Source organism: Aeromonas sp. FDAARGOS 1415 (genome assembly GCF_019048365.1).
GTDB classification, from domain to species: Bacteria; Pseudomonadota; Gammaproteobacteria; order Enterobacterales; family Aeromonadaceae; genus Aeromonas; species Aeromonas taiwanensis.
This window is the reverse complement of sequence record NZ_CP077363.1, coordinates 4,290,457-4,316,766: the sequence shown is the minus strand read 5'-3', so window position 1 is coordinate 4,316,766 and position 26,310 is coordinate 4,290,457. Positions and strand designations below refer to the sequence as shown.

Here is a 26,310-nt window from a genome sequence, read left to right as displayed (position 1 = left end):
AGTCGGCCGGTGCACGGCACTTGTTGCAATGGCGAACCATTGCCCAGGCTGGGGTAGAAGAGGTTTCTAATGGCGCAGCACAGAGAGCATCAGATGCCGTCTGGGCCAGGAGGGGGGATGGGTACCGCGCAGGCGCAGGAAGGGATCCCGCAGCCAGTTGTCGAGCAGGGAGCCGACATGCCACGAAGAGGGGAGCAGCAGCAGGGGGATCAGCAGCAGTGACAACAGCATGCCGAGCAGGAGCGGGGCATTGGCCGCACCGGAGAAGCCGGCCTGCATCTGGCATTCCTCCCCAGACGGGGCACTCTGGCTCATGGTGCCCGAATGGCAGGAGAGGGGGATTGTGTCGGCCTGGCCATGGTTCATGGCGGCGTGCTGCACAGGCGGGCTCTCGTGCAGCGCATGAGACAAGGGGGAGGATGCCGGGAGGGCATCCAGGGTCTGGGCGGTGGCCGCGCCATGCCAGCTGATGCACAGGGTCAGATTGCAGACGAGCACCAGCGCCAGCAATAGCCGGGCGATGAGTGCTGTGGGCAATCTCGATGACAACATGGTGCAGGTTCCCTGTGACGTATGGGATGAATGTAAACCTTACCTACAGGAGAAGGTCAAGGTTCGGCCTGTGTCATCTGCCAAATAGTTGATATGGATTAAGAAATTGCCGGACCTATGAAGAAGAAAGCCCCCGCGTCTGCGGGGGCCGGGGTTATGACTTCTCCTGCGCCGTCCTGGACGGTCGCTCCGATCGCCGCATGATGAGGCGGAAGAAGAGCGGGATGAAGAAGATGGCGATGAAGGTCGCCGCCAGCATGCCGCCGATCACCGGCCAGCCGAGGGCGTGGCGGCTCGCCGCACCCGCGCCGCTGGAGGTGACCAGGGGCACACAACCCAGGATAAACGCCAGTGAGGTCATGACAATGGGACGGAAACGCAGGCGCGCCGCCTCCAGGGCCGACTCGATGAGGGTCATCCCTTCTTCATGCTTCATCACCGCGAACTCCACGATCAGGATGGCGTTCTTGGCCGCCAGCCCCACCAGCGTCACCAGGCCTATCTGGAAGTAGACGTTGTTGGTGAGCCCCACGGCCCAGGTAGCGAGCAGGGCGCCGAACAGGGCGAACGGCACGGCGGTGATCACCGCAAACGGCAGGCTCCAGCGCTCATACTGGGCGGCCAGGATGAGGAAGATCATCACGATGCCGAAGCCAAACGCCATGGCGGCGCTGCCGGCGGCCGCTTTCTCCTGGTAGGCGGCACCGGTCCACTCCAGCTTGGCGTCGTTGCCCAGCGTCTGGGCGGCGATCTCCTCCAGGGCCTTGATGGCCTGACCCGAGCTGATACCCGGCGCCGGCTGGGCCATGATCTTGGCGGCCGGGAAGATATTGAAACGCTCGACCAGCTCGGGGCCGGTGGCATCGCGCACCGTCACCAGGCTGGTGAGGGGGATCATCTCGCCGCTGTTGGAGCGGACATAGACGTTGCGGATGTCATCCTTCTTGGCGCGGTAGTCCGCCTCGGACTGCAACTGCACCCGGTAGGTGCGGCCGAACTGGTTGAAGTCGTTGACATAGACCTGACCGAAGGTGGCCTGCATGGTGTCGAACACGGCGTTGATGGGCAGCCCCAGCGCCTTGGCCTTCTCGCGATCGAGATCCAGGAAGACCTGGGGCACGTTGGCGCGGAAGGTGGTGGTCACGCTGGCAAACTCCGGGCGCTCCTTGGCCGCGTCGAGCAGGCGCTGCACCTCGCCCGCGAAGGCGTGCACGTCGCCGGTACCCCGGTTCTGCAGGTAGCCTTCGAGGCCCCCGGTGGTGGACATGCCGGTGATGGGGGGCGGGTTGAAGGTGGCGGTGAAGCCATCGGCCAGCCCCATCAGGCTCATCCCCTGGAAGGTCTTGGCCAGGGAGAAGGAGTCCTGACCCTCGCCCTGACGCTCTTTCCAGTCTTTCAGGGTGATGAAGGTGAGGCCGCGGTTGCTGATGATGGAGCCGGACAGGATGTCAAAGCCCGAGAAGGTGACCACGTCCTTCACGTTGGGGTTGGCCATGGCCATCTTGTCAAAGTCGCTCGCGACCGCCTGGGTACGGGTCAGGGCGGCGGCATCGGGCAGCATGATGGATCCGATGAGGTAGCCCTGATCCTCGTCCGGCACCAGGGCGCCCGGCACCTTGTTGAACAGCACATAGCTGCAGCCGAGGATGATGGCGATGATGCCAAAGGCCACGCCGACCCTGCGGTTGAGGAAGGCCACCCCGCGCACATAGCGGCGGGTCAGGGCATCAAAGGCATTGTTGAACCAGACGAAGAAGCGAGCCGGCTGGTGGTGGCCTTCTTTCAGCAGGATGGCGCACAGGGCCGGCGACAGGGTGAGCGCCACCAGACCGGAGATGGCCACCGACACGGCGATGGTGATGGCGAACTGCTTGTACATCACCCCCGTCATGCCGCCCATGAAGGCGACAGGCAGGAACACGGCCGAGAGCACCAGCACGATGGCGACCACGGGGCCGGAGACCTCCTGCATGGCGAGGACGGACGCCTCCTTGGCGGAGCACTTCTTCTCGCTCATGATCCGCTCGACGTTCTCCAGCACCACGATGGCGTCATCCACCACGATACCGATGGCGAGCACCATGCCGAACAGGGTCAGCAGGTTGATGGAGAAGCCCAGCATCAGCATGCCGGCGAAGGTGCCGATGAGTGACACCGGCACCGCGATACAGGGGATCAGGGTGGCACGGAAGTTCTGCAGGAAGAGGTAGACCACCACGAACACCAGCACGATCGCCTCGAGCAGGGTGTGGACCACCTCCTCGATGGAGATCTTCACGAAGTCGGTGGTGTCGTAGGGGATCTGGTACTCCACGTCCGGCGGGAAGCGGCCCTGCAGGCGTTCCATGGTGGCGCGCACCTGATCGGCGACCGCGACCGCGTTGGCCCCCGGTTGCAGGTAGGTGGCAATACCGATGGCCGGCTTGCCGTTGGCGCGGGCCAGCACGTCGTAGTCCTTGCCGCCGAGTTCGACCCGTGCCACGTCTTTCACCCGGATCTTGGAGCCGTCCGGCATGGCGCGGATGATGATGCTCTCGAACTCCTTGACGTCATCCAGCCGCCCCTTGGTCTGCACCGTGTAGGTGAAGTCGGTGGGGGTGCTGGTGGGCTGGGAGCCGATCTTGCCCGCCGCGAACTGGGTGTTCTGCTCGCGGATGGCGCCGATCACGTCGCTCGGGGTGAGCTGCAGCTGGGCCAGCCGGTCCGGGCGCAGCCAGATCCGCATGGCGTAGTCGGTGCCGCCGAACAGGGAGGTGTCCCCCACGCCGGGAATCCGCTTGAGCTCGTCGATGATGTTGAGCAGGGCGTAGTTCGACAGATAGGTGGTATCAAACGAACCGTTGGGTGACTGCAGGGTGATCACCTGCAGGATGGAGGTGGACTTCTTGCGCACCGTCACCCCCTGCTTCTTCACCTCTTCCGGCAGCTGGGCCATGGCGGCCGAGACCCGGTTGTTGACGTCGATGGTCGCCTGATCCGGATCCACCCCGATGTCGAAGTAGACGTTGAGGTTCATCTGGCCGTTGGAGGCGGAGCCGGACTGCATGTAGATCATGTTCTCGACCCCGTTGACCTGCTGTTCAATGGGGGCGGCCACGGTCTGGGAGATCACCTCAGGGGTGGCACCCGGGTAGAAGGCGGTGACCGAGACCACGGCCGGGGTGATCTGGGGATACTGCTCCACCGGGAGCGATCGCATCGCCGCCAACCCGCCCAGCACGATGATGATCGAGATCACGCTGGCGAAGATGGGGCGTTCTATGAAGAACTTGGAAAACATGGGAGCTCCTTATTTGCCCGCGGCACCCTGGGTGATCTTGGCGTTGATCGCCTTCATCTCTTCGGCACTGACCGGTTTGACCACGGCGCCCGGGCGGGCCTTCATCAGCCCCTCGACGATGTAGCGATCGCCGACCTGCAGGCCGCTGTCGATGATGATGCCGCTGCTGATGGCCGGGCCCAGCTTGACCGGGCGCGGGCTCACCTTGTTGTCCGCATCCACCACCATCACCAGGCGATCGGCCTGGGACTGGACGATGGCGCGGGGCGGCACCACGATGGCGTCCTTGCGGGTACCCAGATCGATGGTCAGGCGCACGAACTGGCCGGGCAGCAGGACGCCGTCCTTGTTGTCGAAGATGGCGCGGGCGCGGATGGTGCCGGTGGCCGGGTCGACCCGGCTGTCGGAGAAGTTCAGGCGCCCCGCTTGCGGGTAGGTGCTGCCGTCGGCCAGCTGGATATGGGTGCGCCAGTCGGTGCTGCTCTTGGCTTCGATCTTGCCGCTCTTGACCGCGCTCTCGAAGTTCAGGCGATCCTGCTCCGAGTAGGAGAAGTTGACATAGAGGGGATCGAACTGGGTGATGGTGGTCAGCAGGCTGCCCTCGCCGCTGGTGGCGATGAGGCTGCCCTCGGACTGGGAGCTCTTGCTCGCCATGCCGTTGATGGGGGCGGTGACCTGGGTGTAGCTGAGGTTGAGTTCCGCCTCCTTCACCTTGGCCTGGGCCGCCTGCAGGCTGGCCAGGGCCGCCTCGTAGTTGGCGATGGTGTCGTCATAGTCCTTGCGGCTCACCACCTGACGCTTGAACAGCGGGATGACGCGATCCTTGTCGGCGCGAGCCTTGTTGAGGCGGGCTTGCTCCTGGGCCAGGGTGCCCTTGGCCTGCTCCAGCGCCACCTTGAAGGGGGCGGGGTCGATCAGGAACAGCTCCTGACCGGCGGTGACCGGCTGGCCTTCCACATAGGTGCGTTTGAGCAGGATGCCGCCGACCCGGGCGCGCACCTCGATCTCGCGATAGCCGGCGGTCTCCCCCACCATCTCGGTGGTGAGGGGCACGTCCCCGGACGCCGCCGTTTGTACCACCACGGGTACCGACGGCAGGGTATTGGCCGCATTCTCGGTGTTGTCACCACAGGCGCCAAGCGCCCCCGCCAGCGTCAGAGCCACCAGGCTCCGGATGATGCTGTGCTCCCTGCCTGCAGAACTGTTCATGTTACTACCCCTGTGAAATGAGGCCTTCAAGGTGGCCGCGTCTTGTTATTAATCGTTGATGGACTGTCCTTCGACAGAACTAAGTATGGTATTTCCCGAACTTGAACCGGAGCTGTTCCCATCGCCAATCCGCAAAAAGAAAACGGTTTCTTTTTCGGGTTTTTGGCGGGCGGCTATCCGGACTCCCGTGGCCAGGGGCCGGCAGGTTCCAGAACGGTGGCGGCAAGAGGGCTGCGAGAGGGCGGCGGAGGAGGGGCGCGGCAGTGAGCGGCCGGATGGCGGCCGGGGATCTCGGGGGGCGGCGGCGGGATGACTCGCCAGTGGCAGGGCTCAGGCGCCAGCGAGAAAGGGGGAGCTCAGGCCCCCCTCAGTCATGGGCCAGGGTCGGGCCGGTGTGACGATTGGGCGCCACCTCCTGGGTGGCATGCCTGTCACTGCTGCATGGCGGCTCAAGGATGTGGAAAGTATCCCCATCGGTGAGCCGCCATGATCAGATCATCACGCGAAGGTGGTCCAGATGGGGGCGTGGTCGGAAGGCTTGTCGATGCCGCGCAGCTCGTAGTCGATCCCCACCTCGGTCACTCTGTCCTTGAGGGCGTCGGAGGCCATGATGAGGTCGATGCGCAGGCCCCGGTTCTCGTCAAAGCCGCGGGAGCGGTAGTCGAACCAGGAGAAGCGCTCGCACTCGGTGGGATTGGCGGCGCGGAAGGTGTCGGTCAGGCCGAACCCCTTGAGGCGCTCCATCCACTCCCGCTCGATGGGCAGGAAGGAGCACTTGCCGTCCCGCAGCCAGCGCTTGCGGTTCGCCTCGCCGATGCCGATGTCGAGATCCGTGGGGGAGATGTTCATATCCCCGATCAGCGCTATCTGATCGCCGGGGGTGTGGTGGGTCTCGAGGTAGTGCTGCAGGTCCTCATAAAACTTCTGCTTGGCCGGGAACTTGGTCTCGTGATCCAGGCTCTCCCCCTGGGGGAAATAGCCGTTCATCACCTTGATGACGGAGCCGTCTTCCCGCTTGAAGCTGGCCATGATCATGCGGCGCTGGGCGTCTTCCGGATCGGTGGGGAAGCCCTTCTGCACCTCGAGTGGCACCTGCTTGCTCATGATGGCGACCCCGTAGTGCCCCTTCTGGCCGTGGAAGACCACGTGGTAGCCCATGGCTTCCACGTCCGCGACGGGGAAGGCCTCGTCGTGGACCTTGATCTCCTGCAGGCCGATCACGTCCGGCTGGTGCTTGTCGATAAGGGCTTGCAACTGATGAAGACGGGCACGCAGGCCATTGATATTGAAAGAGATGATCTTCATGTTCGGGGTGCTCATGTCATTTTTATAAGTGGCTATTGGACTAGGAATCCGCGATGGATGCAAGTTCGGGGGCCGGGGAAGGGGGAAAGGTCCCCGGCCGCCAGCCTATCGGGTCATCTTCTTGACAAACACCACCACGAACAGCGCCAGCGTGAAGCTGCCGGTGAACGCCTCCAAGGCGGCGAAGATCCGCGACAATCCCACCGGGGTGAAGTCGCCATACCCTAACGTGGTGAAGGTCACCACGCTGTAGTAGAGGCATTCCAGCAGGAAGATGGCATTCTGCTCCAGGGTGGCGTCCGGGCGATAGACGAGGTGCTCGCCCGCGAAGCTGAGGCCGAAGAAGAAGTAGAACACGCTGCAGATGAGGATGAGCAGCAGGGAGAAGAGCACCACCCGCATGGGGGCCTCGCCGTAGCCGCAGAAGAGGTCGACTATCCAGGAGGCAAAACGTTGATAGGACCAGAACGGCATCTGCAGGCGGCGCATGGTGAGCTCCTGCTGGATGTAGCGTCCGGACATGGTGAAGATGCCCTGGGCCTCCGAGGCCTTGCGCAGGTCCCGGTAGGTCTCTTCCGCCTCCTTGAACCAGACGCGGGCCTGCATGGGGTCCCGCTCCTTGCGCCCCTTTCTGTCCTGCATCAGTCGGGGGCCGGTATCCAGGTTGTCGAGGCGGGTGTTCTTCCAGCGGATGCCGAGCAGGTTGACGTCGTGCAGGGTCGCGCAGTGCAGGTTGGCGTCGCTGAGGTCGGCCTTCATCAGGCTGCCCCCCTTCATGCGCAGGCCGTAGAGGTGGGCGCCACGCAGGTTGGCGCGATAGAGGTTGCACTGCTCCAGCAGAAAGCCTGCCGGATCCTGCTTGTTCACCAGGTTGAGGCCGCTGAGCTCGGCGCGAGCCAGTTGCAGGCCGTGGCACAGGCCACCCTGGCGCACATAGTGTTCCAGGTCGGCCGCGGTGTCCGGGGATTGGTGGGGGGCTCTGGGGTCATGCCAGCGGCACAGATCCTGATCTCCCGCCTCTTCGGTGCAGTGGCGGCCATCGGCCACCAGGTATCGGCACATCGCCATGGTGTTGCCCCTCCCTTCCTGAAGTCTGTATCAGCATAGGTGAGGGGAGAGGGGCGCCGCTCAGGCGTGCTGGTGATATTCCTGACGCAGCTTGCGAAAACGCTCCTGCTGGGCCGGGTTCAGGGGAATGCCCTCCAGCACCCCCAGGGTCTCCTTGCACTCGGCGCCAAATTCCGGGCTCTTGCGGTTCTTCTGCATCAGCTGCAGCAGCACCTGGATCTTGTTGAGGGCCGCCCCGGTATTGGCGGGCGCCCGGCGCAGCGCCTCGCGAAAGTGGCCGAGGGCCTGCTCCAGCTCCCCGCTCTGGTAGGCCTTGATGCCCAGATCGTTGAGCTGCTGGTAGCGCTGGCGGCGCTCCTGCACCGTCTTGTCATCCCGGGTCACCTGGATGCAGGTGGTGAGCAGCCGATCCTCGTCTTCGGCCAGCAGGGCCTGCAGGCTCTCGGCGTACTCGAACTCCCCGAGCTGGTAGAGGGCGAGTATGGTCTCGCCGAGCAGGGCGGGGGGCATGGTGTCCGGCTTGTCCAGCCAGTTCTGGTTGGCGCGATAGAGCATCTTCTTGCCCTTGAGCAGCTCCCCCAGGGCGATGCGCACCCTGGCCTGGCAGATCTGCTCGAACACCGGGTAGTTGAACTCCGCCATCATCAGGGAGTCCCGGATGCGGGAGAGGGCCGAGTTCACCTGCTTTTGCAGGTTGGCGATGTGATAGCTGTCGTTGCTGTTGAGGGCGTAGAGGGTCAGGGTCTGGATATAGGCCCCGAGATAATGCGGCGTGCGGTGGATGGAGTTGCGCGACAGGTCGATGAGGGAGAGCAGCACGTCCTTGGCCGGGCCGTAGTCGTGGCGCAGCAGGCACACCTCCGCCAGGCGGCGGGAGAGCTGCACCGACTGGGGGGAGATGTCCACCGCACGCCTCAGCTCCTGCTGGGCCTGCTCATCCTTGCCGAGCGCCAGCAGGGACTCCGCCAGCCAGAGGTAGGCCTCCACCATCAGGGGAGTGTGTTTCAGGGTCGCCTGCAGGTGGCTCACCGCCTCGTCGTGCAGCCCGAGGGTGTGGCACGCCTTGCCCAGGGTGAGCCGGGCCCAGCTGTTCTCCTGCCCGGCCAGCAGCTGGCGCATCAGGCTGCGCGCCTCCTTCGCCTGCCCCAGCTTGAGCTGGGTATCGGCCTGCAGGCAGCGGCAGAAGTTGGCAAAGCGGGGCACCGCATCCGCCTGTCTGGCACAGGCCTCCGCCAGGGCGGGCAGATCGTTTCGGGTGAGGGCGCTAAAGACGCTCTCCAGGGACTGGCGGCGGGCGATGGCGCGTTTGAGGCGAAACGAGAACTGCTCCTGGGAGAAGGGCTTCATCAGGTATTCGTCGGGCTCGGCCTCCAGCGCGCTCAGCACCATGGCCCGGGAGCTGTCGCTGCTGACCATGATCACCACGCTCTGGGGCGGGATGAGTTGCTGATCCCGCAGGCTCTCCAGCAGCTGGCGGCCGTTCTCGCCCGACCCCAGCTCGTAGTCCAGCAGATAGATGTCGAAACTCTCTTTCTGGCAGCGGCGGCGCGCCTCGTCCGCGGAGTTGGTGTAGGTGATGCGGCTGATGCCGATGTTGATCAGCATCGCCTTCATCATCATCTGGAAGGATCGCTGCTCGTTGACCAGCAGGATGCGTCTGGACTTGGGCTGGGCTTTCTTCTCTGGTGCGGGTTCAGGTGTCTGCATCTGTCTGGCATCGAGGCGCTGCGGGCTGGTGAGAGAAGTGTGCCATCAAAGTCCGCAGGCAGGCAATTGCGCGTGGGAAGGGGCCCGGTTTTTCCCGGCGGGGCCGGCGCCGAAAAAATCGACTCGCGCCCTTGATCTTCATCAAGGAGAGGCGAGATGGCAGTGGCGGGGGCGGACCCGGTTTTTAGACTTGAGGAGAGACAGATGACGGGGAGCGGCAGGGGGCACAGTGCCCGCCTTCGCCTCGCTCGCCCCAGAAGGAGGAATCAAATGAGTTTGCTACCGAGTCGCACCAGCCTGTTTGATGACCTGTTCCACGACATGGCTTCCGGCTTCTACATCCGGCCCCTGCACGGGGATCCGCTGCCCAGCCAGATCAAGCTGGATCTGCGGGAGAGCGACGGCGGCTACCTGCTGCAGGCCGAGCTGCCGGGGGTGGCGAAGGAGGACATCCACGTGGAGGTGCACGGCAAGCTGGTGACCCTGAGGGCGGAGATCCGCCAGTTTGACAGCCAGAACAAGGACGAGCGCGCCCTGCGCAGCGAGCGCTACTACGGCAGTGTGTCGCGCACCGTCGAGCTGCCGGTGGAGGTGTCGCCGGAGCAGGTGAGCGCCAAGTTTGACAACGGCATCCTCACCCTGCAGCTGCCCAAGCAGGCGGTGACGCCGGCGCCCCACCGCATTTCCATCGAATAGCGGCACTCTATGCAAGAGGCCCCGCACTGCGGGGCCTCGTTGTTCATGGCTGGGAGCGCACCAGATAGGGGGTGAACTCTGGGGTGTGGCTCGCCACAAAGCCCTGATCCGTCTTCTCGATGAGATAGACCGCCAGCTTGTGCTCCCGGGCGAACGCCATGGCCCGCTCTGGCCCCATTACCATGAGGGCGGTGTCCAGGGCATCGGCCTCCAGCGCCGTCGGGGTGATGACGCTGGCGGAGACCAGCCTGTGGGTCACGGGCTCGCCGGTGGCGGGGTCGATGATGTGGGAGTAGCGCTTGCCATCGAGCTCGTAATAGTTGCGATAGCTGCCGGCGGTGCTCACCGCCATGCCGTTCGGGGTGACCACGTCCTCGATGGCGCCCGGTCTGTCGGAGGGCTCTACGATGGCCACCCGCCAGGGGGCGCCCTTGGCGTTGTGCCCCTTGCTGCGCACGGCACCCGCCACCTCGATGAGGTAGTTGTGCACCCCTTTTTGCTCCAGCAGCCCGGCTATCTCGTCGGAGGCCGCTCCCTCGCCCAGGGTGGAGAGATCCAGATAGAGGTCGGGGATGGTCTTGCCGAGCAGGAAGCGGGCCCCTTCCCGGGTGAGGCTCAGCTTGTCGATGCCCACCTTCTGGCGTGCCAGGGCGATCTGCTCGGCGCTGGGGCGCTTGACCGGGCGCTTGTCCGGCCCGAAGCCCCAAAGGTTGACCAGGGGGCCCACGGTGACATCCAGCTGGCCCCGGGTGAGGTGCCCGGCGTCTATGCCCTGTTGCACTATCCTGGCCATGGTGGCCGGGATGGCGAGGGGGGGCTGGCCCGTCCCCTGGTTGAAGCGGGAGATGAGGGAGCCCGGATCATAGGTGGAGATCTCCTGGTTCAGGCGCCCCAGCAGGGTGTTGACCTCTTGTTGCAGCGCCTCCTGCCCGCCGGGGAAGGGGTCGCTCAGAGTCACCGCATAATAGGTGCCCATGGTGTTGCCCTGAATGCGGGTCTGGGTCGGGGCGGGCTGGCAGGCGACCAGCAGCGCTATCAGCGGGAGCAGCAGGGCGCGCCGGGCCTGGCGCATGGCGGGTGTGTTCATCTCTATTCTCGCGGAGTCGTCGACGGGAGAGCAGCTTAGCCAAGGGCGTTCGGGTTGGCGAGCTGGCCAAGTGCCCGGGCCCTGCAAATAATTAAGCCGGTCGGTCCCTTGACCAATCCGGTGCCGTTGCATGCCTCAAAGCGACGGGCAGAGGAGTGACCCGGCCCGCAGCTTTGAACAAAAGCGGTCGTCACCCGGCGGCATTTGAATACAATGAAGATCGATTCTGACAGCATCTTTGCTCGGCGCCACTCGGGTTGGCGAGGCGAGTTTGCTGCCATCCATCGCCATCAAAGGAGAAGATGATGAAAAAGGTATTAGCCCTGCTGCTTCTGAGCTCCCTCGCTGCCCCGGCCCTGGCCGACGAGTGTGCGCTGACTATCGAAGGCAATGACGCCATGCAGTTCAACCAGCAGGCGATGAGCGTGCCGGCCACCTGCAAGGAGGTGACGGTGACCCTGAACCATACCGGCAAGCTGCCGGTGGCCAACATGGGTCACAACTGGGTGCTGGCCAATACCGCCGACTACCAGGCCGTTGCCACCGCGGGCATGAGTGCCGGTGCCGATCATGACTACCTGCCCAAGGACGATGCTCGCATCCTGGCCCACACCAAGCTGGTGGGCGGCGGCGAGAGCACCAGCATCACCTTCAAGACCGAGGGGCTGGCGGGCAAGGATCTCACCTTCTTCTGCTCCTTCCCCGGCCACTTCGCCATGATGAAGGGCACCTTCAAGGTCGGTTGAGGGACCCCTTGCACAGACAGACAAAAAGCCGGGCATTGCCCGGCTTTTTGTCTTCGTCATCGGGCAGGAGGCGGGGTTCACTTTTCCTGCAGGGTAAAGAAGGCGATGGTGGTTTTCTTGCCGCACTCGAAGTGGATGCTCACCTCATCGCGGATCACCAGGGTCTCGTTGGGGGCGACGCTCTGCCCCTGCACGGTGAGCTGGCCCTCCAGCAGGTGGCAGAGGTAGGTCTTGTCCGCCTCCAGGGTGAGGCTCAGGGGGAAGGGCAGGGTGAGCACCCGCACATTGGCGCTGAGGCGCTCCGGGTGATAGATAAGCCCGAGATCTGTCACCTCTTTTTTGAGCAGCTCGCAGTGGGTCTCGTCGTCCCCGCTGAAGTGGGCCGCCTCGAAGGTGGCATAGGGGTGGCCGTTGAGCACGAAGCCGGCACCGCTGACGGGCAGCAGGATGCGCTGGTAGCCGGGGAAGCGGGAGAAGGCCCCCGGCCCCTTGATGGGGGCCGAGCTCAGACGGTAGTCAAAGTCGAGCCTGTCGAGGCTGGCCCCGGCAGGGGAGATGAGGATCTGGGCCGTGGTGCCCTGCTTATTTTTCCAGGGCATCTTCAGCTGGTCGGACTCTTTAATCAGGGTGATCACTAGGGGGCCTCGACGGGGAAAGGGGAGAGTGAGGCCAGTGATACCATCTCCGGGAGTGGCTCACAAGGCGCCGCCAGCGGGTGCCGCACCGGTTGGCCATAAATCAGACAGGGTGGCGGCGCATGTCGGCGTTGGATCTATCCGGTTGCTCTCAACCCCTTTTCTATCTTGCACAGCAGTTGCTGAAGCTGCTGCACCTCTGCCGGCTCCAGCAAGGCACACAGCTGCTCGTCGAGCGACGCAGCCAGCTGCTCCGCCTGGCTGACGCGGTCGCAGGCCAGCGGGGTCAGGGCGAGACAGACGCTGCGCTTATCCGTCGGATGGGGCTGCTTCTCTATCAGCCCCTGTTTCTCCATCTCCTGCAGCAGGCGTGTGACCTGGGCCTTGTCGCGGCCCGACTGCTGCGCGATGAGCTGGGGGGTGGCCGGGTCGTGGGCGTGGATCAATTGCAGCACCTTGTAATGCAGGGGGCTGAGGGAGAGCTGCTGTACCCGGAAATGCTGCGCCAGGGCGATCTTGTACTGATCCAGGATCCGGAAGAGGTGGTTCGATAATTTCATGGTTGATAAAGTCAACTTAAATTGGTTTAATTGATTTTATCAACCATGTGGGCAAAAGCCCAGCCCGAGAGGAGAGGAAGCATGCCACACCAGTATCGTGTACAGGTCCAGTCGCTGGACGGCGAGGCCCCCGCGCTGCAGTTCGAGTGCCAGAATCACGACGACATCTTTGCCATCCTGGCGCTCAGCAAGGGGAAGCTGGCCATGTCGGAGCAGGAACACCAGGCGTTTATCGTCGGATTGAAGCTGTTTGGCGAAGTGATGATGCAGCATCGCAAAGACGAGCTGTTCAAAGAGTTTCTCCCCCATTTCAAGCAATTCATGGGGCAGCTGAAGCGCACGGCTCGGGGCCAGGCCGTGGGCACCGACCCGTCCCGGGAGTGATGCCCAGTCGCTTCGGGGAATAAGGGAGAGGGCCCGTGCCCTGGCCGTCCCGGTCATGGTGCTGACCCATGTCTGCCCTGGCTACCCCGGTCATGGTGCTGACCCATGTCTACCATGGCCGTTGGGGAGGCCGCCATTAGCGGGATAAGGGAGCCTGTCATCACGCTTGATGCAGATGAAACCCCAAGGTTGTGATCCCGGCGCTGTTAAAGTGGTGATGGGTCGTTACACTGGCGGCTCTGTTCTATGGAGGCCCCATGACCCACAAGATCATTCTGGATACCGATCCCGGCATCGACGATGCCATGGCCATTCTCTTCGCCGAGGCGCATCCCGCCATCGATCTGCTCGCCATTACCACCGTATTTGGCAATGCCACCATCGAGAACGGCACCCACAACGCCCTCTGGCTCAAGCAGAAATATGCCATGAAGGCCGACGTGGCCCAGGGGGCCGCCGCGCCCCTGCTGCGGGATCCCGTGGGCCCCACCACTGTGGTGCACGGTCCCACCGGCTTTGGTGACGTGCGGGCGGGGGAGGTGAGTCTCTCAGCGGATCCCCGCCCGGCCTGGCAATACATCGTCGAGACGGTGAAGGCCCATCCCGGCGAGATCACCCTGGTGACCATAGGGCCGCTGACCAACCTGGCGCTGGCGCTGCAGGCCGCCCCCGAGATCGCCGGCCTGGTCAGGGAAGTGGTGGTGATGGGGGGCGCCTTTGGCGTCAACGGCCATCGCGGCAACGTGACCCCCTATGCGGAGGCCAATATCCACGACGATCCCGAGGCCGCCGATGTGGTGTTCACCGCCGACTGGCCGGTGGTGATCATCGGGCTCGACGTCACCCAGCAGAGCGTCTTCAGCGGTGCTTACCTGGATGCCCTGCGGGACGAGGCAGGGGAGCCCGGCCGCTTCCTGTGGGACGTGAGCCGCTTCTACCTGCGTTTCTACTCGGCGCGCATCGGCATGGAGGGCTGCCATGTGCACGACCCGTCCGCCATCGCCTATGTGATAGATCCTTCCCTGTTCACCCTGCGGGAGGGGCCGGTGCGCGTCATCACCCAGGGGCCCGCCATCGGCCATACCCTGCAAAAGTTCGACGGCAACTCCCATCCCCACGACGAGTGGGCGGCCTGCCCGGTCCAGCGGGTCGGGGTGGCGGTGCGGGATCAGGCGCTGCTGGCGCTCTACCGCGATACCCTGATCGCCTGGGGCAAGGGGCGCTGAGCGCGGGGATGGTGAAAGCGTGACGCCGGCCGGAGCCTCACCGGTCGGCACCGCTTATACTGACGCACATCGAGTGAACGGGAGGGAGAAGCAATGGCCTGGTTGTCTCTGTTGGTGGCGATAGCCCTGATCTGGTGGCTGATGACGCTGGGGCGCGGTGCCCTGTTCGAGATCCGGCTCGCGCCGGGCAAGGTGGTGGTGAAGCGGGGCTCGGTGCCGCCGCGCTTCCTCGCGCAGGCGAAGCAGGTCTTGCAGCAGGATCCGGTGCGCGGTCGCATCCTGGGTCAGCGGGACGGCAGCGGCGTCAGGCTGGTCTTCTCCCGCTCCATCCCGGAGCCCGTGGCCCAGCGCCTGCGCAACATCTTCCCCTATGGGGACTACCGGAGCACGACCCCGGAGGGGAGCAAACCCCGCTAGGCGCCTCCCTTGCACCAAACCACGTCGTATCTGCCAGACGCCGGGCCTGCTGCCCGGCGTCTGCCTTTCCGGCCGCCGTCAGCGTGACCTTTGCAGGGGATGGGTCACCTCGACCAGGCCATCGCCACCGCGGGCCTGGGGGGGAGGAAGAGGCCGCCGCGAAACACCGCGTGGATTTCGTCATGGCGATCCTTGTGGAGAGACTCTGCTGGCTCAGTGTCTGACGCAGGTCGTCACCATCAATGCCTGGAACCGGATTGCCGTTGCGACCCGTAGGGAGCATTCCCATCCCTGAGTGACGGTCCCCGGGGGAGCAGGAAACGATGGCAGGCAGGGCCCCTCATGGGGCCCTTTTTCTGGGTGGGTGTCGGTCAGGGCGGGTCGTCATCCGCTTTTGTCGGCCCCAGGAAGTTAATCATACGAATGTTTGATTAATTATTTTTTTAATCTTCCCCGGAAAATACGCATCCAGATCAAGGCATGTGTTTTTGGCCTGTGCCTGTGAAAGGGGTTGTTCGGCTCTTAAAATGTCGTGAAACCCGGATAAAAATAGAACAACCTGATGGTTTTGTTTAATTCGTGAGCGATTCCGGCGGGAAAAAAGATTAACGGAAGATGAATTGCCGGGCTGTGACATGAGTAAATTGGTCATTGTCAAGGGATTAACATCTGACACGCGTTTTCATCACCTCTGGAACATTTGCGGGATTAATTTTTCATGTTGTTCACATGCCGGTCTGATGCAATAAAATGCTGCATTTTTTTATACCAATAAGCCTTCAAAAGATGAGGACATTGCATGAGACTCTTTGACGTGAAGAGGGGCTTGGGCGCTTTGCTGTTGCTCGCGACTGCCAGCTTGCTGAGCGGTTGCGACATGGCTCTGATGAGCCCCAAGGGGCAAGTTGGTCTGGAGCAGAAGTCACTGATATTGACCGCACTCGGTTTGATGCTGATTGTGGTGGTGCCTGTGATCGTGATGGCGGTGGCGTTCGCTTATAAATACCGAGCGTCCAACACCAGCGCCACCTATGCGCCGGACTGGGCTCACTCCAACAAGATTGAGGCGGTCGTCTGGACCGTACCCGTCATCATTATCGCCATCCTGGCGGTGATTACCTGGAAAACCTCCCATTCTCTGGACCCCTACAAACCACTGGAATCCGAGGTTAAACCCATTCAGGTCGATGTCATTTCCCTTGACTGGAAATGGTTGTTTGTCTATCCGGAACTGGGCATTGCCTCAGTCAACGAGCTGGCATTCCCGGTCAATACCCCGGTCAACTTCCGCGTGACCTCCGACTCCGTGATGAACTCCTTCTTCATTCCCCAGCTGGGTGGCCAGATCTACGCCATGGCGGGTATGCAGACCAAGCTGCACCTGATCGCCAACGAAGCGGGCGAGTACAAGGGCATCTCGGGCGGCTACAGCGGCGCCGGCTTCTCCGGCATGAAGTTCAAGGCCATCGCGACCCAGGATCAGGCCGGTTTCGACGCCTGGGTGGCCAAGGTGAAGGCCTCTTCCAAGGCGCTGAACACCATGGGTGAGTTCGATGCCCTGGCCAAGAAGAGCGAAAACCACCCGGTGGAGTACTTCGCCAGCGCCGATCCCAAGCTGTTCGTCAACATCATCAACAAGTTCATGGGCGGCATGTCCCATGGTGGTCACGACACCCAGAAAGCGGGCGCCGCTGACCACGAGGGCATGAACCACGAAACAATGAACCACGAAGCCATGAATCATGACGCCATGAACCATGAGGCCCCGACCGAGGGTGCCATGGACGAGCAGGCCATGAACCATGACGCCCATGCCGGACACATGGCCATGTCGGCCGACAAGAGTGTGAAAGCAGGATCCGAGGAATAATCGATGTTTGGAAAATTGACACTCGAGGCTATTCCGTACCATGAACCCATCATCATGGTCACGATAGCCGGTATCATCTTGGGTGGGCTGGCCATCGCCGGTCTCATCACTTACTACGGCAAGTGGCAATATCTGTGGAAAGAGTGGCTGACCTCGGTCGACCACAAGCGCCTCGGTATCATGTATCTCATTCTGGGCATGGTCATGTTGCTGCGCGGCTTCGCCGACGCGGTCATGATGCGTGGTCAGCAAGTCCTGGCCTCCGCGGGCAGCGAAGGCTATCTCAACGCCCATCACTACGACCAGATCTTCACCGCCCACGGCGTCATCATGATCTTCTTCGTGGCCATGCCGCTGGTGATCGGTCTGATGAACATAGTAGTGCCGCTGCAGATCGGTGCCCGTGACGTCGCCTTCCCCTTCCTGAACAACCTGAGCTTCTGGTTCACCGCCGCGGCCGTGGTGCTGATCAACGTCTCCCTCGGGGTCGGTGAATTCGCCCAGACCGGCTGGCTGGCCTATCCGCCCTTGTCGGGGCTGGAGTTCAGCCCGGGGGTCGGGGTCGACTACTGGATCTGGAGTCTGCAGATCTCGGGTCTGGGGACCCTGCTGACCGGTGTGAACTTCTTCGCCACCATCATCCGCATGCGTGCCCCCGGCATGACCATGATGCGCCTGCCGGTCTTCACCTGGACCGCCCTGTGTGCCAACATCCTGATCATCGCCTCCTTCCCGATCCTGACTGTCACCATCGCCCTGCTGACCGCAGACCGTTACCTCGGTACCCATTTCTTTACCAATGACATGGGTGGCAACATGATGATGTACATCAACCTGATCTGGGCCTGGGGTCACCCCGAGGTGTACATCCTGGTACTGCCGGTCTTCGGTATCTTCTCCGAAGTGGTGGCGACCTTCTGCAAGAAGAAGCTGTTCGGTTACACCTCCCTGGTGTGGGCAACCGTGGCGATCACCGTACTGTCGTTCATCGTGTGGCTGCACCACTTCTTCACCATGGGGTCCGGTGCCAACGTGAATGCCTTCTTCGGCATCACCACCATGATCATCTCCATCCCGACCGGGGTGAAGATCTTCAACTGGCTGTTCACCATGTACCGCGGTCGCATCGAGTTCACCTCGCCCATGCTGTGGACCGTCGGCTTCATCATCACCTTCACCGTGGGTGGCATGACCGGGGTACTGCTCTCCGTGCCGGCCGCCAACTTCGTGCTGCACAACAGCCTGTTCCTGATCGCCCACTTCCACAACGTCATCATCGGCGGCGTGGTGTTCGGTTGCTTCGCCGGTATCACCTACTGGTTCCCGAAAGCGTTCGGCTTCAAGCTGGATGACGTCTGGGGCAAGCGCGCGTTCTGGTTCTGGATCACCGGCTTCTTCGTTGCCTTCATGCCGCTCTACGTACTGGGCTTCATGGGCATGACCCGTCGCGTCAGCCAGAACATTGATCCCGAGTTCCATGGCATGCTGGTGGTTGCCGCCTGCGGCGCCGGCCTCATCGCCATCGGCGTACTGTGCCAGGTCATCCAGATTGTGGTCAGCATCCGCGACCGCGAGAAGAACCGCGACCTGACCGGCGATCCCTGGGGTGGCCGTACCCTGGAGTGGGCTACTTCCTCTCCGCCCCCCTTCTACAACTTCGCCATCGAGCCGAAGGTGAAGGGTCTGGACGCCTTCTGGGAAGCCAAGCAGGACGGCAGCGCCTACCGCAAGCCGGCCCAGTATGCTCCCATCCACATGCCCAAGAACTCCGGCGCCGGCGTCATCATCGCCGCCTTCAGCACCGTGTTCGGCTTTGCCATGATCTGGCACATCTGGTGGATGGCCATCGCCGGCTTCATCGGCATGATCGCCACCTGGATCATCCACAGCTTCAACGACGATGTGGACTACTACGTACAGGTTGACGAGATCGAGCGCATCGAAGGTCAGCATTTCGACAACATCAACAAGGTGGCTTAATTCCATGGCGACTGACGTACTACATCACTCTCACGGTGCCCATGAGGATGGGCACCACGATGCCGGTGCCACCAAGGTATTCGGTTTCTGGATCTACCTGATGAGTGACTGCATCCTGTTCGCGACCCTGTTCGCGACCTATGCGGTCCTGGTCAACGGCACTGCCGGCGGCCCCACCGGCAAGGACATCTTCGAACTGCCGTTCGTGTTTGCCGAAACCATGCTGCTGCTGCTGAGCTCCATCACCTTCGGGTTTGGCATGCTGGCCATGAACAAGAACAAGGTCGGGGCGGTCAACACCTGGCTGTTCGTCACCTTCCTGCTGGGTGCCGGCTTCATCGCGATGGAGATCTACGAGTTCCATCACCTGATCGTCAATGATGCGGGCCCGGATCGCAGCGGCTTCCTGTCTGCCTTCTTCACCCTGGTGGGTACCCACGGTATCCACGTGACCAGCGGCCTTATCTGGATCATCGTGATGATGGTGCTGGTAGCCAAGAAGGGGCTGACCGATCGCAACCGTACTCGCCTGATGTGCCTGAGCCTGTTCTGGCACTTCCTCGACGTGGTGTGGATCTGCGTCTTCACCGTGGTCTATCTGATGGGGGTCATGTAATGAGTCATTCCGTTGACAATCACGGCGCCAGCCACGGCAGCGTCAAGTCCTACATGATCGGCTTCGTGCTGTCACTCATCCTGACCGCCGTGCCGTTCTGGATGGTGATGGACGGCTCCGCCTCCCACGCCGTGGTGCTCGGCACCGTGGTGGGCATGGCGGTGGTGCAGATCTTCGTGCACCTGGTCTACTTCCTGCACATGAACACCTCGTCCGAGGAGCGCTGGAACCTGGTGGCACTGATCTTTACCGTGCTCATCATCGCCATCGTGGTCGTGGGTTCCCTGTGGATCATGTACAACCTCAACATCAACATGATGGTTCACTGAGCGGGTTGATGATGATGAAGCAATACCTGCAAGTGACCAAGCCGGGCATCATCTTCGGTAACCTCATCTCGGTTATCGGGGGATTCCTGCTGGCCTCGAAGGGGAGCCTGGATGTGCCCCTGTTCATCCTGACCATGGCAGGGGTGTCACTGGTGGTGGCCTCCGGTTGCGTGTTCAACAACTACATCGACCGGGACATCGACTGCATCATGGAGCGGACCAAGAACCGCGCCCTGGTGCGCGGGCTCATCGCCCCCGGTGTGTCGCTCTGGTATGCCACGGCGCTGGGCGTTGCGGGCATTGCACTGCTCTACTTTGCGGCCAATCCGTTGGCCGCCTTGCTGGCGGTGCTGGGCTTCCTGGTTTATGTGGGGGTCTACAGCCTCTACATGAAGCGCCACTCTGTCTATGGCACCCTGGTCGGCAGCCTGTCCGGCGCCGCGCCGCCGGTCATCGGCTACTGCGCGGTGAGCGGCCAGTTTGACTCCGGTGCGCTTATCCTGCTGGCGATCTTTAGCCTGTGGCAGATGCCGCACTCCTATGCGATCGCCATCTTCCGCTTCAAGGATTACCAGGCGGCCAACATCCCGGTGCTGCCGGTGGTGAAGGGGATCCCCGTGGCCAAGCTCCACATCACCCTCTACATCCTGGCGTTCATGGTGCCGACCCTGATGCTGTTCCTCGGCGGTTACGCCGGTTACAAGTATCTGGTGGTGGCCACCGCGGTGAGCGTCTGGTGGCTGGGGATGGCGCTGTCGGGCTACAAGGCAGCGGTGGATGACTCCCTGTGGGCACGCAAGCTGTTCATGTTCTCCATCGTGACCATCACCTGCCTGAGCGTGATGATGTCGGTGGACTTCCAGCCCGATGCCGCGCCCGTCCTGGTGACCATGCTGCCTTGAGTGGCGTGGTTCACCGCTGTGATGTGACGCAGGAAAATCAATAGAATCCAGAGCCGGGAACCTTCCCGGCTCTGTTATTATGTGGCCCCCGTGATGGGGTTCCCGGATCCTGCCGGGTGGAGGCAGGGCGCCATTCACCCGGATCTCTTCTCTCTTCTTGTCTATCGAGGCCCTCATGAATGATTTCACCATGACGAGGGGCGAGCGACGCGCGACCTGGGCGCTCGGCTCCGTCTTCTCCCTGCGCATGCTCGGCATGTTTATGGTGCTGCCGGTGCTGACCACCTACGGCATGTCTCTCGCGGGGGCGTCCGAAGCCCTCATTGGCCTGGCCATCGGCATCTACGGCATGACCCAGGCCCTGCTGCAGATCCCCTTCGGCCTGCTCTCCGACAGGGTGGGGCGCAAGCCCCTCATCGTCGGCGGCCTGCTGATGTTTGCAATCGGCAGCGTGGTCGCGGCCCTGAGCGACTCCATCTGGGGCGTCATCGTCGGCCGCGCCCTGCAGGGCAGCGGCGCCATCTCGGCCGCCGTCATGGCGCTCTTGTCGGATCTCACCCGCGAGCAGAACCGCACCAAGGCGATGGCCTTCATCGGGGTGAGCTTTGGCATCACCTTCGCCATCGCCATGGTGACCGGCCCCCTCATCACCCATGCGGTGGGGCTTTCAGGTCTGTTCTGGCTCATCGCCCTGCTGGCCCTGTGCGCCATCGCCCTGGTGATCTGGGCGGTGCCGACCCCGGCGGCGCACCTGCTTAACCGCGAGTCCGCCATGGTGCGCGGCAGTTTTCGCACCGTGCTCACCAACGGGCACCTGCTCAAGCTCAACCTCGGCATCCTCTGCGTCCACACCCTGCTGATGGCGAGCTTCGTGGCGCTGCCGCCGCTGCTCGAGCGCGCCGGCCTGCCCCGGGACGACCAGTGGCAGGCCTACCTCGCCACCATGGCTATCGCGTTCGTGAGCGTGGTGCCCTTCATCATCTACGCCGAGAAGCGCAGGCAGATGAAGCGGGTCTTCCTCTGCTGCGTGGTGGTGATGCTCGTCGCCGAGCTGGTGCTCTGGCAGAGCGGCGCCCGGCTCTGGGCCCTGCTCGCCGGGTTGCAGCTCTTCTTCATCGGCTTCAACGTGATGGAGGCGCTGCTGCCGTCCCTCATCAGCAAGGAGTCGCCACCGGGCTACAAGGGGACTGCCATGGGGGTCTACTCCACCAGCCAGTTCCTCGGGGTGGCCATCGGCGGCAGTCTCGGCGGCCTGCTCTACGGCCTGGGGGGGGGGCCCCTGGTATTCGGCGGCTGCGCCGCCCTGGCCCTCGTCTGGCTTGGGGTCAGCCTCACCATGGCCGAGCCCCCCTATGTCAGCAGCCTGCGCATCGTGCTGCCGGAAGGGGTGGAGGCCACCCCGGCCCTGGAGCAGAAGATCCGCGCCTGCGACGGGGTGAGCGACGTGCTGCTGGTGCGCGAGGAGCACTCCCTCTACGTGAAGGTGGACAGCAAGCGCCTGACCCGCAGCGATCTGGAGCGGCTGGTGGCCCTCTGAGGGGAGGATGGGGCGCGGCTGCTATGCTGAGATCCTCAATCACAGGAGGAGAGTCTCATGTCATATGTGGATGGCTTTGTGATCGCCGTGCCCACGGCCAACAAGCAGGCCCTGATCGATCATGCGGGGCAGTTTGATCCCATCTTCCTCGAATATGGCGCCACCCGGGTGCTGGAGTGCTGGGGGGACGACGTGCCCCACGGCAAGCAGACCGACTTCTACCGCGCGGTGGCGGCGAAGGAGGATGAAACCGTGGTCTTCTCCTGGGTGGAGTGGCCGAGTAAGGCGGTGCGGGACGACGCCATGACCAAGATGATGCAGGATCCCAGGATGGATCCCGCCAATCCCCTGCACCAGACCATGCCGTTTGACGGCGCCCGCATGATCTACGGGGGCTTCACCCGGGTGCTGGAGCTCAAGGCCTGAGCCGCAATGTGGATGTGAAAAGCCCGCCGCTCGGCGGGCTTTTTCATTGGGGCAGGGCGGGGGAGCCGCGCAGGTCAGTCCGGGCGCCAGAAGGGCTTGTCCCCGAGGATGGTGGCCCTGTGCATCACCCGGCGCGCCGGCAGGTAGTCGGCATTGGCGTAGTGCTGGGTCACCCTGTTGTCCCAGATGGCGATGTCGTTCTCCTGCCAGCGCCAGCGCACCTGAAATTCGGGGCGGGTGATGTGCTCGAACAGAAAGCCCAGCAGCGCCTCGCTCTCCTTGGGGGGCAGCCCGGGCAGCCGGGTGGTGAACCCCTCGTTGACGAACAGGGCCTGCCGTCCGCTCACCGGATGGGTGCGGATCACCGGGTGGCGCAGGGGTGGGTGACGGGCCACGGCGGCCTGCCAGCGCTGGCGCTCCTCCTCGCTGCCGTCGTGCCGGTGGGCCGGGAACGACTTGGTGAAGTCGTGCTCCGCCTCCAGCCCTGCCAGTAGGGTTTTCAGGGGCGGGGAGAGAGCCGCCAGCGCCGCGATGCCGCTGGCCCAGAGGGTGTCTCCCCCGGTGGGAGGCAACTGCTTGGCCGCCAGAATGGCCAGCGCCGGGGGGGTCTCGATAAAGGTGACGTCCGTGTGCCAGTTGTCGTTGTCCGGCGGATTGTCGTCGTGGGTATCGAGCACGATGATCTCCTCGGCCTCCTCCGTGTGGGGATAGACGGGGTGGATGTGCAGATCCCCGAAGCGGTTCGCCAGTGCCCGCTGCGCTCGCGGGGTGATGGGCTGGTCTCGCAGGAAGAGCACCTGGTATTTGAGCAAGGCCCGGTGGATCTGCTCGAACTGCCCCTGGGTCAGGGGCTCGGCCAGGTTGACGCCGGCGATCTGGGCGCCGATATGGGGTCCCAGCGGGGTGATGGTCAGCTTGTCAGTCATTGTTCTTCTCCATGCCAGGGGGTGAGCCTGTGCTGCAGGGCGCGCAGGCCCAGTTCCAATACGAAGGCGATCACGGCGATCACCAGAATGCCCGCCAGCACCACGTCGGTGGCGAGAAACTCGCCGGCGGATTGCACCATGAAACCCACTCCCCGGGTGGCGGCGATAAGCTCGGCCGCCACCAGGGTGGACCAGCCCACCCCGAGCCCGATGCGCAGCCCGGTCAGGATGTCCGGCAGGGCGCCTGGCAGGATCACGTGCCAGAGCACCTGGGACCGGGATGCCCCCAGCGCCTGCGCTGCCCGTACTCGCACCGCGTTGGCGCTCTGCACCCCCGCCAGGGTCGCCAGGGCCACGGGGGCGAAGATGGCGAGGTAGATGAGCAGCACCTTGGAGGTCTCGCCGATGCCAAACCAGATCACCATCAGGGGCAGGTAGGCGAGCGGCGGCACCGGGCGGTAGAGCTCGATGAGGGGATCCAGCACGCCGCGCACCACAGGGCTGAGCCCCATGGCGATGCCCACCGCGATGCCAAAAAAGGCCGCCGCCGCCAGCGCCGCCAGGATGCGGCCCAGGCTGGCCCCCAGGTGCTGCCACAGGGTGGCGTCCATAAAGCCCTGGGACCCGGCGATGGTGATGAGCTGGGCCAGCACCCGCTGTGGGGGCGGCAGAAACAGGGGATCGACCCAGCCAAGGTGCGCCACCAGCCACCACAGGGCGAGCAGGGCGATCAGGGTGGCGAGGCTCAGGGTCAGTCGGCGCGGCAGGGGCCAGCCCGGGGCACGCCTTTGGGCGACGATCCGCTGCCGGGTGAGGGTGAGGCTCATGCGAAGGCCTCCCGCTCTGCGAACACCCGCCCCAGCACGTATTCCCGCCTGGCGATGAAGGCGGGGTCGGACTTGATGCTGCGGCAGGATTCGCCGGCAGCAAAACGGCGGCCGAAATCCAGGGTCAGCCGTTCCATCACCCGTCCAGGAGAGGGGGAGAGCAGCACCAGGTCGGTTGCCATGAAGATGGCCTCCTCGATGTCGTGGGTGATGAGCAGCACCTGGCGCCGGTGCTCATGCCACAGGCGCAGCAGCAGGGTCTGCATCTGCTCCCGGGTGAAGGCGTCCAGGGCGCCGAAGGGCTCGTCCAGCAACAGCAGGCGGGGCCGGGTGGCCAGGGCGCGGGCGATGCCAACCCGCTGGCGTTGGCCACCGGAGAGCTGCCAGATGGCGCGATCGCCTACTCCCTCCAGCCCTACCTGACGCAGCAGCTCCTCGGCCAGCAGGGTGCGCTCGGCCCCGGGCACCCCCGCCAGTTGCAGGCCGAGGGCCACGTTGTCCCGCACGTTGCGCCAGGGCAGCAGCCCCTCGCTCTGGAACACCACGCCGCGCTCGGCGCCCGGACCGGTGACGCGCTGGCCCTCCAGGCTTATCTGGCCATGGTGGCAGGGCTCGAAGCCCGCCACCAGGTTGAGGAGCGTGGTCTTGCCCGAGCCAGAGGGACCGAGCACCACCATCAGCTCCCCCTCGGGCAGGGAGAGGCTGACGTTGTCGAGTACCCGCCTTCCGGCGTACTCGGCGGACACATGAGAGAGCAGCAGCATGGTCGTCTCCTCCGGTCTACTGGGCCACGGCTTTCACGAAGCGATCGGTCACGAACTGGCGGTAGTCCGAGGCGGCGCTCGCAACCTTGCCCTGGCTCTCGAGGAAGCGGGCGGTGTCGATGATGGTCTGGTTGACCAGGGGGCCAAGCTCGGCGCTCTGGGCCTTCGCATCGAGGTAGGTGTTGCCCTTCACCAGGGCGGGAATCTCTGCCTCGGGAACACCGCTCAGGGCCGCGAGTTTGCCGAGATGCTCGGGTTGGGCCAGCCAGCTTTCCGGGTTGGCGAGGTAGGCCTGCTGGGCGGCCAGGGTGCTGTTCACGAAGGCCTGCACCACCTCCGGGTGGGCCTTGGCAAAGTCCTTGCGCACCACCCAGACATCCAGGGTCGGTGCTCCCCAGTCACCCACCTGGGCGGAGTCGGTCAGCACCTTGCCCTCCCTGGTGAGCTGGTTGAGGGCGGGGGCCCAGACATAGGCGCCGTCGATGTCCCCCCGCTGCCAGGCGGCGATGATGGCCGGGGGTTGCAGATTGACTATCTGCAGCGTTGCGGGGTCGACGTTCCAGTGCTTGAGGGCTGCCAGCAGGCTGTAGTGGGTGGTGGAGGTATAGGGCACGGCGATGCGCTTGCCCGCCAGATCCTCGGGCTTGGTGAGCCCCTGTTTGACCACCAGGGCTTCGGACTCCCCGAGCTTGGAGGCGAGCAGGAACACCTCGATGGGCAGGTTCTGGCTCGCCGCCACCGCCAGGGGGCTGGAGCCGATATTGCCAATCTGCACGTCGCCGGAGGCGAGCGCCCGTACCACGCTGGCACCGCTGTCAAATTTGCGCCAGTCCACGGTAGCGCCGCTCTCCCTGGCGAAGGTGTTGTCGGCCTGGGCTACCTTGGCGGGCTCGGCCGAGGTCTGGTAGGCCACGGTGACCTCGAGGGCCTGGGCGGACTGGCCGAGCAGCGCGGAGGCCGCGAGCCACAGAGAGATGCCTTTTACTGTCATGATGCACTTCCTTGTCGGGGGTGTTTGAAGCCACATCTTTATCTGAACCTTGGCGGGTGAGAAGGAACGAGAAGGGCGCTCTCATGCCGTTTGGTTCTTAGAAAAAGAACAGTAAATCAATGATCTAATTGAGATATGCCAGGATGTGAATAGCTTGTGCGCCTTCCTTCTATCGGGGGGCTGGGGCAAGCGCCAAACGCCAGGTGCCCGAGAGTGGGGGGAGGGGCCGGTCAACCGGGAAGGCGAAGGGGCCGCCCTGGCTGGAAGGGG

At 63.7% G+C, this 26,310-nt stretch carries 25 protein-coding genes; 12 read left to right on the top strand and 13 right to left on the bottom strand.

Annotated elements, in window-relative coordinates:
• Nucleotides 1-66 precede the first annotated feature (66 nt).
• The 6 genes from I6L45_RS19940 to I6L45_RS19915 form a co-directional block, all read right to left on the bottom strand.
• Nucleotides 67-552 carry a hypothetical protein gene (locus tag I6L45_RS19940; protein ID WP_216983068.1) on the bottom strand — a complete coding sequence of 162 codons (486 nt, stop codon included), beginning with the start codon at nucleotides 550-552 and terminating at the stop codon, nucleotides 67-69.
• A 154-nt stretch (nucleotides 553-706) separates the two neighbouring features.
• Nucleotides 707-3,832, bottom strand: coding sequence for an efflux RND transporter permease subunit (locus tag I6L45_RS19935; protein WP_216983067.1), 3,126 nt, complete (start codon nucleotides 3,830-3,832; stop codon nucleotides 707-709).
• Between the two features lie 9 nt (nucleotides 3,833-3,841).
• Nucleotides 3,842-5,041 carry an efflux RND transporter periplasmic adaptor subunit gene (locus tag I6L45_RS19930; RefSeq protein ID WP_043759210.1) on the bottom strand — a complete coding sequence of 400 codons (1,200 nt, stop codon included), beginning with the start codon at nucleotides 5,039-5,041 and terminating at the stop codon, nucleotides 3,842-3,844.
• A gap of 498 nt (nucleotides 5,042-5,539) precedes the next feature.
• Nucleotides 5,540-6,346 (bottom strand): exodeoxyribonuclease III, encoded by an 807-nt coding sequence (gene xthA / locus I6L45_RS19925; protein ID WP_216983066.1) that lies wholly within the window; start codon nucleotides 6,344-6,346, stop codon nucleotides 5,540-5,542.
• Nucleotides 6,347-6,451: 105 nt separating this feature from the next.
• Entirely contained in the window at nucleotides 6,452-7,414 is a 963-nt protein-coding gene (locus I6L45_RS19920; protein WP_216983065.1) for an ion channel, read from the bottom strand.
• A gap of 60 nt (nucleotides 7,415-7,474) precedes the next feature.
• On the bottom strand, nucleotides 7,475-9,121 hold the full coding sequence (locus I6L45_RS19915) for a response regulator (protein WP_216983064.1): 1,647 nt from the start codon (nucleotides 9,119-9,121) through the stop codon (nucleotides 7,475-7,477).
• A gap of 270 nt (nucleotides 9,122-9,391) precedes the next feature.
• Between I6L45_RS19915 and I6L45_RS19910 the strand changes: the two genes are divergently transcribed.
• Nucleotides 9,392-9,817, top strand: coding sequence for an Hsp20/alpha crystallin family protein (locus tag I6L45_RS19910; protein ID WP_216983063.1), 426 nt, complete (start codon nucleotides 9,392-9,394; stop codon nucleotides 9,815-9,817).
• A gap of 43 nt (nucleotides 9,818-9,860) precedes the next feature.
• On the opposite strand, the gene I6L45_RS19905 is transcribed toward I6L45_RS19910, so the two are convergent.
• The gene (locus I6L45_RS19905) at nucleotides 9,861-10,904 is read right to left on the bottom strand and encodes an FAD:protein FMN transferase (RefSeq protein ID WP_216983062.1); all 1,044 of its coding nucleotides are present in this window, start codon (nucleotides 10,902-10,904) and stop codon (nucleotides 9,861-9,863) included.
• 305 nt (nucleotides 10,905-11,209) lie between these two features.
• On the opposite strand from I6L45_RS19905, the gene azu reads away from it, so the two are divergent.
• Nucleotides 11,210-11,650 carry an azurin gene (azu, locus tag I6L45_RS19900; protein WP_216983061.1) on the top strand — a complete coding sequence of 147 codons (441 nt, stop codon included), beginning with the start codon at nucleotides 11,210-11,212 and terminating at the stop codon, nucleotides 11,648-11,650.
• Between the two features lie 77 nt (nucleotides 11,651-11,727).
• Here azu and I6L45_RS19895 read toward each other — a convergent pair whose 3' ends face one another.
• Together I6L45_RS19895 and I6L45_RS19890 are read right to left on the bottom strand one after the other, a co-directional pair.
• A complete protein-coding gene (locus I6L45_RS19895) occupies nucleotides 11,728-12,285 on the bottom strand; it encodes a HutD family protein (RefSeq protein ID WP_216983060.1) in 558 nt (185 codons plus the stop codon).
• A gap of 137 nt (nucleotides 12,286-12,422) precedes the next feature.
• Nucleotides 12,423-12,845 carry a MarR family winged helix-turn-helix transcriptional regulator gene (locus I6L45_RS19890; RefSeq protein WP_216983059.1) on the bottom strand — a complete coding sequence of 141 codons (423 nt, stop codon included), beginning with the start codon at nucleotides 12,843-12,845 and terminating at the stop codon, nucleotides 12,423-12,425.
• A gap of 81 nt (nucleotides 12,846-12,926) precedes the next feature.
• Between I6L45_RS19890 and I6L45_RS19885 the strand changes: the two genes are divergently transcribed.
• The 10 genes from I6L45_RS19885 (at nucleotide 12,927) to I6L45_RS19840 (ending at nucleotide 22,532) form a co-directional block, all read left to right on the top strand.
• Nucleotides 12,927-13,229, top strand: a complete 303-nt coding sequence (locus I6L45_RS19885; protein WP_043759224.1) for a DUF3861 domain-containing protein — start codon at nucleotides 12,927-12,929, stop codon at nucleotides 13,227-13,229.
• Nucleotides 13,230-13,486: 257 nt separating this feature from the next.
• Nucleotides 13,487-14,455: a nucleoside hydrolase gene (locus tag I6L45_RS19880; RefSeq protein ID WP_216983058.1), complete on the top strand. Its 969-nt coding sequence runs from the start codon at nucleotides 13,487-13,489 to the stop codon at nucleotides 14,453-14,455.
• A 93-nt stretch (nucleotides 14,456-14,548) separates the two neighbouring features.
• Nucleotides 14,549-14,872, top strand: coding sequence for a DUF3634 family protein (locus tag I6L45_RS19875; RefSeq protein ID WP_043759228.1), 324 nt, complete (start codon nucleotides 14,549-14,551; stop codon nucleotides 14,870-14,872).
• A 799-nt stretch (nucleotides 14,873-15,671) separates the two neighbouring features.
• Nucleotides 15,672-16,742, top strand: a complete 1,071-nt coding sequence (gene cyoA, locus I6L45_RS19870; RefSeq protein ID WP_134695223.1) for a cytochrome o ubiquinol oxidase subunit II — start codon at nucleotides 15,672-15,674, stop codon at nucleotides 16,740-16,742.
• A gap of 3 nt (nucleotides 16,743-16,745) precedes the next feature.
• Entirely contained in the window at nucleotides 16,746-18,722 is a 1,977-nt protein-coding gene (cyoB, locus tag I6L45_RS19865) for a cytochrome o ubiquinol oxidase subunit I (RefSeq protein WP_043759230.1), read from the top strand.
• On the top strand, nucleotides 18,643-19,338 hold the full coding sequence (locus I6L45_RS19860) for a cytochrome o ubiquinol oxidase subunit III (protein ID WP_081843684.1): 696 nt from the start codon (nucleotides 18,643-18,645) through the stop codon (nucleotides 19,336-19,338). The genes cyoB and I6L45_RS19860 overlap by 80 nt, the downstream gene beginning before the upstream one ends.
• Entirely contained in the window at nucleotides 19,338-19,667 is a 330-nt protein-coding gene (locus tag I6L45_RS19855) for a cytochrome o ubiquinol oxidase subunit IV (RefSeq protein WP_043759234.1), read from the top strand. Before I6L45_RS19860 ends, I6L45_RS19855 begins: the two co-directional genes overlap by 1 nt.
• Nucleotides 19,668-19,675: 8 nt before the next feature.
• Nucleotides 19,676-20,569 (top strand): heme o synthase, encoded by an 894-nt coding sequence (gene cyoE, locus I6L45_RS19850; protein WP_043759236.1) that lies wholly within the window; start codon nucleotides 19,676-19,678, stop codon nucleotides 20,567-20,569.
• A gap of 175 nt (nucleotides 20,570-20,744) precedes the next feature.
• Nucleotides 20,745-22,106 carry an MFS transporter gene (locus tag I6L45_RS19845; RefSeq protein WP_216983057.1) on the top strand — a complete coding sequence of 454 codons (1,362 nt, stop codon included), beginning with the start codon at nucleotides 20,745-20,747 and terminating at the stop codon, nucleotides 22,104-22,106.
• A 57-nt stretch (nucleotides 22,107-22,163) separates the two neighbouring features.
• Nucleotides 22,164-22,532 carry a DUF1428 domain-containing protein gene (locus tag I6L45_RS19840; protein ID WP_216983056.1) on the top strand — a complete coding sequence of 123 codons (369 nt, stop codon included), beginning with the start codon at nucleotides 22,164-22,166 and terminating at the stop codon, nucleotides 22,530-22,532.
• 74 nt (nucleotides 22,533-22,606) lie between these two features.
• Here I6L45_RS19840 and tauD read toward each other — a convergent pair whose 3' ends face one another.
• The 4 genes from tauD to tauA are packed head-to-tail and all read right to left on the bottom strand — an operon-like array spanning nucleotide 22,607 to nucleotide 26,040.
• Nucleotides 22,607-23,458 (bottom strand): taurine dioxygenase, encoded by an 852-nt coding sequence (gene tauD, locus I6L45_RS19835; protein WP_210550300.1) that lies wholly within the window; start codon nucleotides 23,456-23,458, stop codon nucleotides 22,607-22,609.
• On the bottom strand, nucleotides 23,455-24,285 hold the full coding sequence (tauC, locus tag I6L45_RS19830; protein WP_216983055.1) for a taurine ABC transporter permease TauC: 831 nt from the start codon (nucleotides 24,283-24,285) through the stop codon (nucleotides 23,455-23,457). The genes tauD and tauC overlap by 4 nt, the downstream gene beginning before the upstream one ends.
• Nucleotides 24,282-25,049 carry a taurine ABC transporter ATP-binding subunit gene (tauB, locus tag I6L45_RS19825; protein ID WP_216983054.1) on the bottom strand — a complete coding sequence of 256 codons (768 nt, stop codon included), beginning with the start codon at nucleotides 25,047-25,049 and terminating at the stop codon, nucleotides 24,282-24,284. Before tauB ends, tauC begins: the two co-directional genes overlap by 4 nt.
• A 16-nt stretch (nucleotides 25,050-25,065) precedes the next feature.
• On the bottom strand, nucleotides 25,066-26,040 hold the full coding sequence (gene tauA / locus I6L45_RS19820) for a taurine ABC transporter substrate-binding protein (RefSeq protein ID WP_216983053.1): 975 nt from the start codon (nucleotides 26,038-26,040) through the stop codon (nucleotides 25,066-25,068).
• Nucleotides 26,041-26,310 lie beyond the last annotated feature (270 nt).

What these genes read in the sequence shown, in the direction of transcription:
- I6L45_RS19940 (WP_216983068.1), bottom strand. Translation starts at nt 552, where the DNA reads ATGTTGTCATCGAGATTGCCCACAGCACTCATCGCCCGGCTATTGCTG.
- I6L45_RS19935 (WP_216983067.1), bottom strand. Translation starts at nt 3,832, where the DNA reads ATGTTTTCCAAGTTCTTCATAGAACGCCCCATCTTCGCCAGCGTGATC.
- I6L45_RS19930 (WP_043759210.1), bottom strand. Translation starts at nt 5,041, where the DNA reads ATGAACAGTTCTGCAGGCAGGGAGCACAGCATCATCCGGAGCCTGGTG.
- xthA (WP_216983066.1), bottom strand. Translation starts at nt 6,346, where the DNA reads ATGAAGATCATCTCTTTCAATATCAATGGCCTGCGTGCCCGTCTTCAT.
- I6L45_RS19920 (WP_216983065.1), bottom strand. Translation starts at nt 7,414, where the DNA reads ATGGCGATGTGCCGATACCTGGTGGCCGATGGCCGCCACTGCACCGAA.
- I6L45_RS19915 (WP_216983064.1), bottom strand. Translation starts at nt 9,121, where the DNA reads ATGCAGACACCTGAACCCGCACCAGAGAAGAAAGCCCAGCCCAAGTCC.
- I6L45_RS19910 (WP_216983063.1), top strand. Translation starts at nt 9,392, where the DNA reads ATGAGTTTGCTACCGAGTCGCACCAGCCTGTTTGATGACCTGTTCCAC.
- I6L45_RS19905 (WP_216983062.1), bottom strand. Translation starts at nt 10,904, where the DNA reads ATGAACACACCCGCCATGCGCCAGGCCCGGCGCGCCCTGCTGCTCCCG.
- azu (WP_216983061.1), top strand. Translation starts at nt 11,210, where the DNA reads ATGAAAAAGGTATTAGCCCTGCTGCTTCTGAGCTCCCTCGCTGCCCCG.
- I6L45_RS19890 (WP_216983059.1), bottom strand. Translation starts at nt 12,845, where the DNA reads ATGAAATTATCGAACCACCTCTTCCGGATCCTGGATCAGTACAAGATC.
- I6L45_RS19885 (WP_043759224.1), top strand. Translation starts at nt 12,927, where the DNA reads ATGCCACACCAGTATCGTGTACAGGTCCAGTCGCTGGACGGCGAGGCC.
- I6L45_RS19880 (WP_216983058.1), top strand. Translation starts at nt 13,487, where the DNA reads ATGACCCACAAGATCATTCTGGATACCGATCCCGGCATCGACGATGCC.
- I6L45_RS19875 (WP_043759228.1), top strand. Translation starts at nt 14,549, where the DNA reads ATGGCCTGGTTGTCTCTGTTGGTGGCGATAGCCCTGATCTGGTGGCTG.
- cyoA (WP_134695223.1), top strand. Translation starts at nt 15,672, where the DNA reads ATGAGACTCTTTGACGTGAAGAGGGGCTTGGGCGCTTTGCTGTTGCTC.
- cyoB (WP_043759230.1), top strand. Translation starts at nt 16,746, where the DNA reads ATGTTTGGAAAATTGACACTCGAGGCTATTCCGTACCATGAACCCATC.
- I6L45_RS19860 (WP_081843684.1), top strand. Translation starts at nt 18,643, where the DNA reads ATGTGGACTACTACGTACAGGTTGACGAGATCGAGCGCATCGAAGGTC.
- I6L45_RS19855 (WP_043759234.1), top strand. Translation starts at nt 19,338, where the DNA reads ATGAGTCATTCCGTTGACAATCACGGCGCCAGCCACGGCAGCGTCAAG.
- cyoE (WP_043759236.1), top strand. Translation starts at nt 19,676, where the DNA reads ATGATGATGAAGCAATACCTGCAAGTGACCAAGCCGGGCATCATCTTC.
- I6L45_RS19845 (WP_216983057.1), top strand. Translation starts at nt 20,745, where the DNA reads ATGAATGATTTCACCATGACGAGGGGCGAGCGACGCGCGACCTGGGCG.
- I6L45_RS19840 (WP_216983056.1), top strand. Translation starts at nt 22,164, where the DNA reads ATGTCATATGTGGATGGCTTTGTGATCGCCGTGCCCACGGCCAACAAG.
- tauD (WP_210550300.1), bottom strand. Translation starts at nt 23,458, where the DNA reads ATGACTGACAAGCTGACCATCACCCCGCTGGGACCCCATATCGGCGCC.
- tauC (WP_216983055.1), bottom strand. Translation starts at nt 24,285, where the DNA reads ATGAGCCTCACCCTCACCCGGCAGCGGATCGTCGCCCAAAGGCGTGCC.
- tauB (WP_216983054.1), bottom strand. Translation starts at nt 25,049, where the DNA reads ATGCTGCTGCTCTCTCATGTGTCCGCCGAGTACGCCGGAAGGCGGGTA.
- tauA (WP_216983053.1), bottom strand. Translation starts at nt 26,040, where the DNA reads ATGACAGTAAAAGGCATCTCTCTGTGGCTCGCGGCCTCCGCGCTGCTC.